The sequence below is a fragment of the Alicyclobacillus vulcanalis genome, from assembly GCF_900156755.1.
Classification (GTDB): Bacteria; Bacillota; Bacilli; order Alicyclobacillales; family Alicyclobacillaceae; genus Alicyclobacillus; species Alicyclobacillus vulcanalis.
In genome coordinates this window covers 32,346-43,190 of the sequence record NZ_FTOO01000003.1, presented here as the reverse complement: position 1 = coordinate 43,190, position 10,845 = coordinate 32,346, and the positions used below count along the sequence as shown (strand labels likewise).

Sequence of the window (10,845 nt, the reverse complement as noted above, 5' to 3'; positions counted from 1 at the left end):
TTCCATTGAGGAGGATCGTGCGGTGTCCCTTGACGACATACGCCAAGCGAAGAACAAGACCGTCGGCACGAACCAGACGCTCAAAGCGCTGAGGCAACCGTCTGGTCGTGTGGTATGCGTGTATGTCGCGAAGGATGCCGAGCCGAGAGTCACGGAGCCCGTCGTCCAGCTCGCATCGAGATTGGGCGTTCCCATTGAATGGGTCGATACCATGAGGCAGCTCGGGAAGGCTTGCGGCATCGAGGTTGGTGCGGCATCCGCGTGCATCCTGTCGGATTAGCGCTGCTTCGCTCTGGCGTGATTTTTGTTTGCGGGCCGATGAACCACCAGGGTCTGTGGTCTTGCAAGAGGGTCAACCGCGAGGATTTGAACACTTGAGAGGAGGTGCACGGGTGCCGACGATCAACCAATTGGTGCGCAAAGGCCGCAAGGCCGTCGTGAAGAAGTCCAAGGCGCCTGCGCTGCAATTCGGCTACAACAGCCAGACCAAGAAGCTGACGGACCTTCCGTCTCCGCAGAAGCGCGGCGTGTGCACGCGCGTAGGCACCATGACGCCGAAGAAGCCGAACTCGGCTCTGCGGAAGTACGCTCGTGTCCGTTTGACCAACACCATCGAGGTCACGGCGTACATCCCGGGCATTGGCCACAATCTGCAGGAACACTCCGTGGTGCTGGTTCGTGGCGGGCGCGTCAAGGACCTGCCGGGTGTGCGTTATCACATCGTCCGCGGCGCGTTGGACGCGGCGGGTGTGAAGGATCGCATGCAGGGGCGTTCCAAGTACGGTGCGAAGCGGCCGAAGAAGTAAAGCGGCTTTGCTGGGCCCCGTACCTTGGGTGCCTGACATGATCGATTGAGAAAGGAGGGGGCTGCGTGCCGAGAAAAGGGCCCGTCCCAAAGCGTGATGTGCTTCCGGATCCTGTGTACAACAACAAGTTGGTCGCCCGCCTCATCAACAAGGTGATGGTCGACGGCAAGAAGGGCATTGCTGAGCGCATCGTGTACAAGGCGTTCGACATCATCCGCGAGCGCACCGGGAAAGATCCCATGGAGGTCTTCGAGGCGGCGCTTCGCAACGTGATGCCTGTGCTGGAGGTTAAGGCTCGCCGTGTCGGCGGTTCCAACTATCAGGTGCCTGTCGAGGTGCGTCCGGAACGGCGCATTTCTCTCGGGCTCCGCTGGTTGGTGCAGTATGCCCGGCTGCGGAACGAGAAAGGCATGGAGTATCGTCTGGCCGCCGAACTGATGGACGCCGCGAACAACACGGGCGGTGCGGTTCGCAAGCGCGAGGATACCCATCGCATGGCGGAAGCCAACAAGGCGTTTGCTCACTATCGCTGGTAAACTGACGGATAGAAGGGAGGCGGCGCGATGGCACGCGCATTCCCGCTCGAGAAGACGCGGAATATCGGCATTATTGCTCACATCGATGCCGGTAAGACCACGACGACCGAGCGCATTCTGTTTTACACGGGCCGCGTCCACAAGATCGGCGAGGTGCACGAAGGTGCCGCGACGATGGACTGGATGGTCCAAGAGCAGGAGCGCGGGATCACCATCACGTCCGCCGCTACGACCTGTCAATGGAAGGGGCATCGCATCAACATTATCGACACGCCAGGACACGTGGACTTCACCGTCGAGGTGGAGCGTTCCCTGCGCGTGCTCGATGGTGCGGTGGCGGTTTTCGACGCCAAGATGGGCGTTGAACCCCAGTCGGAGACGGTGTGGCGGCAGGCTGATAAGTATCACGTTCCTCGTATCGCCTACGTCAACAAGATGGACATCGTCGGCGCAGACTTCCTCGCGTGTGTCGACCAGATGAAGAAGCGCTTGGGTGCCAAGGCGGTCCCGATTCAGCTGCCCATCGGTGCGGAGGACACCTTCAAGGGGATGGTGGACCTCATCGAGATGAAGGCCATCATCTACACGGACGATCTCGGCACGCGCGCCGAAAATACGGACATCCCTCCGGAACTGCAGCAGCTCGCCGAAGAGAAGCGGGCCGAGATGATCGAGGCTGTGGCGGAAGTCAACGAGGAATTGATGATGAAGTACCTCGAGGGCGAGGAGCTCACCGTCGAGGAGATCAAGGCAGGGCTGCGCGAGGGCACGTGTAAGGGCGTATTGTTCCCTGTGCTGTGCGGGTCCTCGTATCGCAACAAAGGCGTTCAGCCGATGTTGGATGCCGTGGTGGAGTACCTCCCGGCGCCGAACGACATCCCGGCCATCAAGGGCTTTACGCCGGACGGCCAAGAGGTCGAGCGGCATTCGTCGGACGACGAGCCATTCGCGGCGCTGGCGTTCAAGATCATGAGCGATCCGTTTGTGGGTAAGCTCGCGTTCTTCCGGGTGTATTCCGGTACGCTGCAGTCGGGATCGTACGTGCTCAACTCGACGAAAGGCAAGCGCGAGCGCATCGGCCGCATCCTGCAGATGCACGCGAACCACCGCGAGGAGATCGAGCAGGTGTACGCGGGCGACATCGCCGCTGCCGTCGGCCTGAAGGATACCACGACGGGCGACACGCTTTGCGACGAAAAGAGCGTGGTCGTGCTCGAGTCGATGGACTTCCCGGACCCGGTCATCTCGGTCTCCATCGAGCCGAAGACGAAGGCCGACCAGGACAAGATGGCGATCGCGCTGCAAAAGCTCGCCGAAGAAGATCCGACGTTCCGCACGTACACGGATCAGGAGACGGGGCAAACCATTATCCAGGGTATGGGCGAGCTGCACCTCGAGATTATCGTCGATCGGATGCAGCGCGAGTTTAAGGTCGAGTGCAACGTGGGCAAGCCTCAGGTTGCATACCGCGAGACCATCACGAAGCGGGTCGACCAGGAAGGTCGCTTCGTGCGGCAGTCGGGCGGCCGCGGGCAGTACGGCCACGTCAAGATCATCCTGGAGCCACTCGAACGCGGGCAGGGCTTCGTGTTCGAGAACAAAATTGTCGGCGGTGTGGTCCCGAAGGAGTACATTCCTGCCGTCGAGGAAGGTATCCAGGAGGCCATGCGCAACGGCGTTTTGGCCGGCTATCCGCTGGTGGATATCAAGGCGACGCTGTACGACGGCTCGTATCACGAGGTGGACTCCAGCGAAATGGCATTCAAGATCGCTGGTTCCATGGCCTTGAAGGCTGGTGCCGAGAAAGCGGCGCCCATCCTGCTCGAGCCGGTCATGCGCGTCGAGGTCACGGTTCCCGAGGAGTACATGGGCGACATTCTCGGGGATATCAACGCGCGGCGCGGCCGCGTGGAGGGCATGGAGACGCGCGGCAACGCGAGCGTCATCAAAGCCTACGTGCCTCTCGCCGAGATGTTTGGTTATTCCACCTCTCTGCGGTCGCGCACCCAAGGGCGCGGCACGTATTCGATGGAACTCGCCTACTACGACGAGGTCCCGCGGAACGTCGCAGAGGGGATTATCAAGAAGAACAAAGGCGAATAAGGAGTGAACTCTGGTGGCAAAGGAAAAGTTTGAACGCACGAAACCCCACGTCAACATTGGGACCATCGGCCACGTCGACCACGGCAAGACGACCTTGACGGCCGCGATCACGACGGTTCTGGCTGCGAAGGGCAAGGCGAAGGCGCAGCGCTACGAAGATATCGATAAGGCTCCTGAGGAGCGCGAGCGCGGCATCACCATCAACACCGCGCACGTCGAGTACGAGACGGACAATCGCCACTATGCGCACGTGGACTGCCCTGGGCACGCCGACTACGTGAAGAACATGATCACCGGCGCAGCTCAGATGGATGGCGCCATCCTCGTGGTGTCCGCCGCTGACGGCCCGATGCCGCAGACGCGCGAGCACATCCTGCTCTCCCGTCAGGTCGGCGTGCCGTACATCGTCGTGTTCCTGAACAAGTGCGACATGGTCGACGACGAGGAGCTCCTCGACCTCGTCGAGATGGAAGTCCGCGAACTGCTGAACGAGTACGAGTTCCCTGGGGACGACGTGCCGGTCATTCGCGGCTCCGCACTGAAGGCCCTCGAGGGCGATCCGCAGTGGGTGGCCAAGATCGAGGAGCTCATGAACGCGGTGGACGAGTATATCCCGACGCCGGAGCGCGATACGTCGAAGCCGTTCCTCATGCCGGTTGAGGACGTGTTTACCATCACCGGCCGCGGTACGGTGGCGACGGGGCGCGTCGAGCGCGGAACGCTGAAGGTCGGCGACGAGGTCGAGATCGTCGGCTTGCGTGAAGAGCGCCGCAAGACGGTCGCGACGGGTATCGAGATGTTCCGCAAGTTGCTCGACGAGGCGCAGGCTGGCGACAACATCGGCGCCCTGCTCCGCGGTGTGGAGCGCAAGGACGTGGAGCGCGGCCAGGTGTTGTGCAAGCCGGGCAGCATCAATCCGCACACGAAGTTTGAGGCTGAGGTGTACGTTCTGACGAAGGAAGAAGGTGGCCGTCACACCCCGTTCTTCAACGGCTACCGGCCCCAGTTCTACTTCCGGACGACGGACGTCACCGGCGTCGTTCAGCTGCCCGAGGGCACGGAAATGGTGATGCCTGGCGACAACATCTCGATGTCGGTGGAGCTCATTGCGCCGATCGCCGTCGAGGAAGGCACCCGCTTCTCCATCCGCGAGGGTGGCCGCACGGTTGGCGCCGGCGTCGTGACGAAGATCCTGTCGTGACGAACACCCCGCGCAGTCGGGTTGTGAAGCAACCACATAGCGCGTGAGAGAAGGCGGTCGTTGGGCCGCCTTCTCTCGTGTCGAGGGCAAGGCTTCCGCGCGGATCGCGCTGAAGCCCATGACGCGGACACAACTCTTGTCAGCGCCGCGAGCGTCTAGTATAATATCGAGCGTTGGTCTCTAAAGGCGATGAGGCGGAAGGTTGCCTATGTGTCCAGCGCCATATGGGATACCGCTGGGGGAATTTCCGCGGAGTATGTCCAACGAATTGGGCGATAAAGGAGGGAAAACATATGGCGAAGCAAAAGATCCGGATCCGCTTAAAGGCGTACGACCACACGGTGTTGGATCAGTCTGCGGAACGCATTGTCGAGACGGCCAAGCGCTCGGGCGCGAAGGTCTCGGGACCGGTGCCGCTCCCGACGGATCGCGAGTTGTACACGATTCTTCGAGCTCCGCACAAGTACAAGGATTCGCGCGAGCAGTTTGAGATTCGCACACACAAGCGGCTGATCGATATCCATAATCCGACGCCGCAGACGGTGGACGCCCTGATGCGCCTCGATCTGCCCTCTGGCGTGGATATTGAGATCAAGCTTTGATCATAGGGTGAAACGCGTGGATGCGTTGTAATGTTTGATGAGGAGGTGCACGCTGTGAAAGGGATTCTCGGGCGCAAACTGGGCATGACGCAGGTCTTCACGGAAGACGGGGACGTCGTGCCGGTGACGGTGATCGAGGCGGGCCCGTGCGTGGTGTTGCAGAAGCGCGTCGTCGACAAGGATGGCTATGCGGCGATTCAGCTGGGCTTTGCCGACAAGAAGGCTAGCCGCGCAACGAAGCCGGAGATTGGGCATGCGGCCAAGGCTGGCACGGCGCCGAAGCGTTATATCCGTGAAATCCGCGGCGTGAACGTGGATGAGTATGAAGTGGGTCAGCAGGTGAAGGCGGACATCTTTGCCCCTGGCGAAATGGTGGACGTGACGGGCGTGTCGAAGGGCAAGGGCTTCGCCGGTCCGATCAAGCGCCACAATCAGCATCGTGGCCCGATGGCGCACGGCTCGAAGTATCACCGGGGCGTGGGTTCGCTCGGTTCCATTGCTCCCAACCGCACGTTCAAGGGTCAGACCATGGCGGGGCGCATGGGCGGCGAGCGCATGACGGTGCAAAACCTCGAGGTGGTCAAGGTCGACCCTGAGAAGAACGTGATCTTAATCAAGGGTTCGGTCCCTGGGCCGAAAAACTCGTTTGTCACGATCCGCTCGGCTGTCAAGCAGGCGGCCAAGCAGTGAGGAAGCTCGCCGAAAGGAGGAAGTGGATATGCCGACAGTGGCTGTATTGAACACGGCCGGCCAGCAGGTGGGCGAGATCGAGCTGAATGAGAAGATCTTCAGCGCGCCGATTCGGCCGGATTTGATGCACATTGTGGTCCTGCAGTACCTGGCTGCGCGGCGGCGTGGGACGCACAAGACAAAGACGCGCGCGGAAGTGTCGGGCGGCGGCCGGAAGCCGTGGCGCCAGAAGGGAACGGGGCGTGCGCGCCAGGGAAGCATCCGTGCGCCGCAGTGGCGTGGCGGCGGCGTGGTGCATGGTCCTGTTCCGCGCTCCTATGCGTTTAAGGTGCCGAAGAAGGTTCGCCGTGCTGCGCTGTACAGCGCGCTCTCCTCAAAGGTGCAAGAGGGCAAGATTGTCGTGGTCGACGGGCTCGACTTTGAGCGTCCGAAGACGAAGGACATGGTCGGCGTGCTGCGCAATCTGAACGTGGAGAAGGCGCTGATCGTGGACAGCGAGAAGAAGCAGCCGGTCTTTTTGTCGGCGCGCAACATCCCGAACGTGAAGTACATGGAGGCCGGCGGCCTGAACGTGTATGAACTCCTCCGTCACGACCATCTTGTGCTGACCAAGGACGCCGTTCAGAAGGTGGAGGAGGTGTTCGCCTGATGGATCCGCGCGATTTGATCAAGCGCCCAATTATCACGGAGCGCTCGACAGAGTTGATGGAAGAGAACAAGTACGTGTTTGAGGTCGATCGCCGCGCGAACAAGGTCGAGATCCGTAAGGCGGTTGAAAAGCTGTTCGGTGTCGAGGTGGAATCGGTGCACACGATGAACGTCCGCGGCAAACAAAAGCGCGTGGGCAAGTACGTGGGCCGCACCTCGGATTGGAAGAAGGCTATCGTCAAGCTGAAGCCTGGTTCGAAGACCATCGACTTCTTCGGCGAGTCGTGATCGCAGTTTCACAGACAAGGAGGTCGTCTAGATGGGAATCAAGAAATACCGTCCGACTTCTCCTGGCCGCCGGTTCATGTCGGTCTCGACGTTCGAAGAGATCACGACGGATCAGCCTGAGAAGTCGCTGCTCGTCCCGCTGAGGAAGAAGGCGGGCCGAAACAATCAAGGCCGCATTACCACTCGCCATCGGGGTGGCGGTCACAAGCGGATGTACCGCATCATCGACTTCAAGCGGAACAAGGACGGCGTTCCGGCGAAGGTCGCGACGATTGAGTACGATCCGAACCGTTCCGCTCGAATTGCGCTGCTCCACTACCTCGACGGTGAGAAGCGGTACATCATCGCGCCGCACGGCCTGAAGGTCGGCGACATGGTGGTGAGCGGTGAGGACGTCGACATCCGTGTGGGCAATGCCCTCCCGCTTCGGTCGATCCCGGTGGGTACGGTGATTCACAACATTGAGCTCCGGCCGGGTCATGGCGGGCAGCTGGCTCGCGCGGCGGGTGCGAGCGCGCAGTTGATGGCGAAAGAGGGCGATTACGCCCAGGTTCGGCTGGCCTCCGGTGAGGTCCGCAAAATTCGCTTGGAGTGCCGGGCGACCATCGGTCAGGTCGGGAACCTGGACCACGAGAACATCACCCTGGGTAAGGCGGGGCGGAGCCGCTGGTTGGGTCGCCGTCCGACGGTGCGCGGTTCGGCCATGAACCCGGTGGACCACCCGCACGGCGGTGGCGAGGGCAAGGCGCCTATCGGCCGCAAATCGCCGATGTCGCCTTGGGGTAAGCCGACGCTTGGGAAGAAGACGCGCAAGAAGAACCATCCGACGGATAAGTACATCGTGCGTCGCCGCACGAAGTGATGCGTTGACAGGTTGACTCGGAAGGGAGGTTGCTCACGTTGGGTCGTTCGCTGAAGAAAGGGCCGTTCTGTGACGCTCACCTCATGAAGAAGGTGGAGGCGCTCAACGCTTCGGGTGAAAAGAAGGTCATCAAGACCTGGTCGCGCCGGTCGACGATTTTCCCGCAGTTTGTGGGGCATACGTTTGCGGTGCATGATGGCCGGAAGCATGTGCCTGTCTACGTGACGGAGGACATGGTCGGCCACAAGCTGGGTGAGTTCGTGCCGACGCGCACGTTCCGCGGGCACGCAGGAGACGAGAAGTCGTCGCGCTCTCGTTGATGGATAGAGGCATGAAGGCGAGTGGCTGAGAGGCCAGCGCCGAAGGAGGAGGTCGTGACATGGCATCGACGCAGTCCGAAACCCGGACGGCCAGAGCGGTGGCTCGATATCTGCGCATCGCGCCCCGCAAGGCTCGCCTCGTGGTGGATTTGATCCGCGGCAAAGACGTGGACGAGGCGCTTGCGATTCTCAAGTTCACGCCGCGCGCCGCGTCGCCGCTCGTGGAGAAGGTTCTTCGCTCTGCCATCGCGAACGCGGAGAACAATCACAACATGAATGTGGACCGGTTGTACGTGAAGGAGATTTTTGTGGACGAGGGGCCGACTTTGAAGCGCTGGCATCCTCGCGCACAGGGGCGTGCCTTCAGCATCTTCAAGCGCACCAGCCACATCACCGTCGTCGTGGCGGAAAGGTAAGGAGGGATCGCCTGCATGGGGCAAAAGGTCAACCCAATCGGCCTTCGCATTGGGATTATCCGCGACTGGGAAGCGAAATGGTACGCCAATAAGAAGGATTATCAGGACCTTCTTCATGAGGACCTGAAGATCCGGAACTATGTGTTCCGCCGTCTGAAGGATGCGGGCCTGGGCTCCGTGGAAATTGAGCGCGCGGCCAATCGGATCAACGTGACGATTCACACGGCAAAGCCGGGCATGGTGATCGGCAAGGGTGGTCAGGAGGTCGACGCCCTGCGCAATGAGTTGAACAAGCTGACGGGCAAGCGCGTGCACATTTCCATTTCGGAGATCAAACAGCCGGATTTGGTGGCGAAGCTGGTCGCGGAGAGCATTGCACAGCAGTTGGAGCGCCGCGTGGCATTTCGCCGGGCGATGAAGCAGGCCATCCAGCGCTCGATGCGGGCCGGCGCAAAGGGTGTTCGCGTGCAGGTCTCGGGCCGATTGGGCGGAGCGGAAATTGCGCGGACGGAAGGCTACGTGGAAGGCACGGTTCCGCTGCAGACGCTGCGGGCGGACATCGACTACGCGCTGGCAGAGGCGCATACCACGTACGGCCGGATCGGCGTGAAGGTGTGGATTTACCGGGGAGAAGTGTTGCCGAAGCGGAAGAACGCCCCTGCGGAGGCGGCTTCTGAAGCGGTTCAAGGAGGTTGATCAACCATGTTGATGCCAAAGCGCGTGAAGTACCGCAGGGAGCATCGCGGCCGCTTGAAGGGACGCGCGAAGGGCGGACGGACGGTCGCGTTCGGCGAGTACGGCTTGGTGGCGCTTGAGCCGGCTTGGGTGACCAACCGGCAGATTGAGGCGGCTCGTATTGCCATGACGCGCTACATGCGCCGCGGTGGCAAGGTGTGGATTAAGATTTTCCCGTCCAAGCCGGTGACGAAGAAGCCTGCAGAGACCCGTATGGGTAGCGGTAAGGGTTCGCCGGAGATGTGGGTCGCTGTGGTGAAGCCTGGCCGAGTCTTGTTCGAGGTGGCCGGGGTGAGCGAAGAGGTGGCGCGCGAAGCGATGCGCCTTGCTGCGCACAAGCTGCCGATCAAGTGCAAGTTTGTGACTCGTGAAGAAGTGGGTGGTGACGCGAATGAAGGCAACTGAGCTTCGGGGTCTGAGTGACGAGGAGCTGAAGGCCCGGATCGACGGGCTGAAGGACGAGTTGTTCAACCTCCGCTTCCAACTCGCTACGGGTCAACTTGAGAATCCGATGCGCATTCGGCAGGTTCGCAAGGACATTGCGCGCGCAAAGACGATTTTGCGTCAACGCGAGTTGGGGATTGGCTGAGGGGAGGTCCTGACGGATGGCAGAAAATGAGCGCAATCAGCGGAAGGTTCGCGTCGGCAAGGTCGTGAGCGACAAGATGGACAAGACGATTGTCGTCGCCGTCGAGGAGCGCGTGCTTCACCCGCTGTACGGTAAAACGGTTCGGCGCACCAAGAAGTTCAAGGCGCACGATGAAAACAACGAGGCCAAGATCGGCGATGTCGTGCGCATCATGGAGACGCGCCCCTTGAGCAAGGAGAAGCGCTGGCGCCTCGTGGAGATCGTGGAACGCGCGGAGATCGTCTGATCGCGGCGCGTGTTGAAGGGAGGATACGAGCATGATTCAACCGCAAACGCGACTGGTGGTTGCGGACAACTCGGGTGCGAAAGAGATCATGTGCTTCCGCGTGCTGGGCGGTTCCAACCGGAAGTATGCGAATATCGGGGATGTCATTGTGGCGTCGGTCAAGAGCGCAACACCCGGAGGCGTTGTCAAGAAGGGCGACGTGGTGAAGGCGGTCGTCGTGCGGAGCAAGCGCGGGATTCGCCGCAAGGACGGCTCCTACATTCGCTTTGACGAGAATGCGGCCGTCATCATCCGCGAAGACAAGAGCCCGCGCGGGACGCGCATCTTTGGCCCGGTCGCGCGCGAATTGCGCGATCGCGACTTCATGAAGATCATCTCGCTGGCACCTGAGGTGCTGTGATTGGAAATCGCCGAAGAGGGGGTGTGACCGTGCCGAAGCTGCGTGTGAAGACGGGCGATAAGGTCGTCGTGATCGCAGGGAAGGACAAGTCGAAGCAGGGGCGGATTCTGAAGGTGTATCCGAAGGAAGGCCGTGTGGTGGTCGAGGGCGTGAACATCGTGAAGCGCCACACGAAGCCGAATCCACAGCATCCGGAAGGCGGAATTGTGGAGAAAGAGGCCCCCATTCACGTGTCGAACGTGATGCTTGTCGACCCGAAGACGGGCGAGCCCACGCGCGTGGGATACAAATTCCTCGAGGACGGGCGGAAGGTCCGGTACGCGAAAAAGTCTGGCGAAATCATCGACTGAGTAGCCAGGTGAA

General features: G+C 61.1%; 18 protein-coding genes. All 18 read left to right on the top strand.

The annotated features are described in order from the left end of the window. Positions 1-22: 22 nt before the first annotated feature. The 18 genes from BW934_RS04420 to rplX all read left to right on the top strand — a co-directional run bounded on the left by BW934_RS04420 (position 23) and on the right by rplX (position 10,832). On the top strand, positions 23-280 hold the full coding sequence (locus BW934_RS04420) for a ribosomal L7Ae/L30e/S12e/Gadd45 family protein (RefSeq protein WP_076345533.1): 258 nt from the start codon (positions 23-25) through the stop codon (positions 278-280). A gap of 112 nt (positions 281-392) precedes the next feature. Beyond that, positions 393-806, top strand: coding sequence for a 30S ribosomal protein S12 (gene rpsL / locus BW934_RS04415; RefSeq protein WP_076345531.1), 414 nt, complete (start codon positions 393-395; stop codon positions 804-806). A 65-nt stretch (positions 807-871) separates the two neighbouring features. After that, entirely contained in the window at positions 872-1,342 is a 471-nt protein-coding gene (rpsG, locus tag BW934_RS04410) for a 30S ribosomal protein S7 (protein ID WP_076345529.1), read from the top strand. 27 nt (positions 1,343-1,369) lie between these two features. Beyond that, positions 1,370-3,445 carry an elongation factor G gene (fusA, locus tag BW934_RS04405; RefSeq protein WP_076345527.1) on the top strand — a complete coding sequence of 692 codons (2,076 nt, stop codon included), beginning with the start codon at positions 1,370-1,372 and terminating at the stop codon, positions 3,443-3,445. A 13-nt stretch (positions 3,446-3,458) separates the two neighbouring features. Further along, a complete protein-coding gene (gene tuf / locus BW934_RS04400; protein WP_076345525.1) occupies positions 3,459-4,646 on the top strand; it encodes an elongation factor Tu in 1,188 nt (395 codons plus the stop codon). A 293-nt stretch (positions 4,647-4,939) separates the two neighbouring features. Continuing rightward, on the top strand, positions 4,940-5,248 hold the full coding sequence (gene rpsJ, locus BW934_RS04395) for a 30S ribosomal protein S10 (protein ID WP_008339792.1): 309 nt from the start codon (positions 4,940-4,942) through the stop codon (positions 5,246-5,248). Positions 5,249-5,278: 30 nt separating this feature from the next. Continuing rightward, positions 5,279-5,938, top strand: a complete 660-nt coding sequence (rplC, locus tag BW934_RS04390; RefSeq protein ID WP_076345523.1) for a 50S ribosomal protein L3 — start codon at positions 5,279-5,281, stop codon at positions 5,936-5,938. Between the two features lie 28 nt (positions 5,939-5,966). Continuing rightward, on the top strand, positions 5,967-6,587 hold the full coding sequence (rplD, locus tag BW934_RS04385) for a 50S ribosomal protein L4 (protein WP_076345521.1): 621 nt from the start codon (positions 5,967-5,969) through the stop codon (positions 6,585-6,587). Next, on the top strand, positions 6,587-6,874 hold the full coding sequence (gene rplW, locus BW934_RS04380; protein ID WP_076345519.1) for a 50S ribosomal protein L23: 288 nt from the start codon (positions 6,587-6,589) through the stop codon (positions 6,872-6,874). Before rplD ends, rplW begins: the two co-directional genes overlap by 1 nt. Positions 6,875-6,905: 31 nt before the next feature. After that, complete coding sequence (rplB, locus tag BW934_RS04375; protein WP_076345517.1) at positions 6,906-7,736, top strand: 50S ribosomal protein L2; 831 nt, start codon at positions 6,906-6,908, stop codon at positions 7,734-7,736. Between the two features lie 38 nt (positions 7,737-7,774). Continuing rightward, complete coding sequence (gene rpsS, locus BW934_RS04370; RefSeq protein ID WP_008339784.1) at positions 7,775-8,056, top strand: 30S ribosomal protein S19; 282 nt, start codon at positions 7,775-7,777, stop codon at positions 8,054-8,056. A gap of 59 nt (positions 8,057-8,115) precedes the next feature. Beyond that, positions 8,116-8,472, top strand: a complete 357-nt coding sequence (gene rplV, locus BW934_RS04365; RefSeq protein ID WP_076345515.1) for a 50S ribosomal protein L22 — start codon at positions 8,116-8,118, stop codon at positions 8,470-8,472. A gap of 15 nt (positions 8,473-8,487) precedes the next feature. Next, complete coding sequence (gene rpsC, locus BW934_RS04360) at positions 8,488-9,168, top strand: 30S ribosomal protein S3 (protein WP_076345513.1); 681 nt, start codon at positions 8,488-8,490, stop codon at positions 9,166-9,168. A 6-nt stretch (positions 9,169-9,174) separates the two neighbouring features. After that, positions 9,175-9,612 (top strand): 50S ribosomal protein L16, encoded by a 438-nt coding sequence (gene rplP, locus BW934_RS04355; RefSeq protein ID WP_076345511.1) that lies wholly within the window; start codon positions 9,175-9,177, stop codon positions 9,610-9,612. Then, positions 9,599-9,796: a 50S ribosomal protein L29 gene (rpmC, locus tag BW934_RS04350; RefSeq protein ID WP_076345509.1), complete on the top strand. Its 198-nt coding sequence runs from the start codon at positions 9,599-9,601 to the stop codon at positions 9,794-9,796. The genes rplP and rpmC overlap by 14 nt, the downstream gene beginning before the upstream one ends. Before the next feature lie 16 nt (positions 9,797-9,812). Continuing rightward, positions 9,813-10,082, top strand: coding sequence for a 30S ribosomal protein S17 (rpsQ, locus tag BW934_RS04345; RefSeq protein ID WP_076345507.1), 270 nt, complete (start codon positions 9,813-9,815; stop codon positions 10,080-10,082). Between the two features lie 31 nt (positions 10,083-10,113). Next, positions 10,114-10,482 carry a 50S ribosomal protein L14 gene (gene rplN, locus BW934_RS04340; RefSeq protein ID WP_076345505.1) on the top strand — a complete coding sequence of 123 codons (369 nt, stop codon included), beginning with the start codon at positions 10,114-10,116 and terminating at the stop codon, positions 10,480-10,482. 38 nt (positions 10,483-10,520) lie between these two features. Then, the gene (rplX, locus tag BW934_RS04335) at positions 10,521-10,832 is read left to right on the top strand and encodes a 50S ribosomal protein L24 (RefSeq protein WP_143232544.1); all 312 of its coding nucleotides are present in this window, start codon (positions 10,521-10,523) and stop codon (positions 10,830-10,832) included. Positions 10,833-10,845 lie beyond the last annotated feature (13 nt).

Bases quoted from the DNA above. Each gene is read 5' to 3' on its own strand.
- fusA (WP_076345527.1), top strand. From the start codon at position 1,370: ATGGCACGCGCATTCCCGCTCGAGAAGACGCGGAATATCGGCATTATT.
- rpsJ (WP_008339792.1), top strand. From the start codon at position 4,940: ATGGCGAAGCAAAAGATCCGGATCCGCTTAAAGGCGTACGACCACACG.
- rplC (WP_076345523.1), top strand. From the start codon at position 5,279: ATGTTTGATGAGGAGGTGCACGCTGTGAAAGGGATTCTCGGGCGCAAA.
- rplD (WP_076345521.1), top strand. From the start codon at position 5,967: ATGCCGACAGTGGCTGTATTGAACACGGCCGGCCAGCAGGTGGGCGAG.
- rplW (WP_076345519.1), top strand. From the start codon at position 6,587: ATGGATCCGCGCGATTTGATCAAGCGCCCAATTATCACGGAGCGCTCG.
- rplB (WP_076345517.1), top strand. From the start codon at position 6,906: ATGGGAATCAAGAAATACCGTCCGACTTCTCCTGGCCGCCGGTTCATG.
- rplV (WP_076345515.1), top strand. From the start codon at position 8,116: ATGGCATCGACGCAGTCCGAAACCCGGACGGCCAGAGCGGTGGCTCGA.
- rpsC (WP_076345513.1), top strand. From the start codon at position 8,488: ATGGGGCAAAAGGTCAACCCAATCGGCCTTCGCATTGGGATTATCCGC.
- rplP (WP_076345511.1), top strand. From the start codon at position 9,175: ATGTTGATGCCAAAGCGCGTGAAGTACCGCAGGGAGCATCGCGGCCGC.
- rpmC (WP_076345509.1), top strand. From the start codon at position 9,599: ATGAAGGCAACTGAGCTTCGGGGTCTGAGTGACGAGGAGCTGAAGGCC.
- rpsQ (WP_076345507.1), top strand. From the start codon at position 9,813: ATGGCAGAAAATGAGCGCAATCAGCGGAAGGTTCGCGTCGGCAAGGTC.
- rplN (WP_076345505.1), top strand. From the start codon at position 10,114: ATGATTCAACCGCAAACGCGACTGGTGGTTGCGGACAACTCGGGTGCG.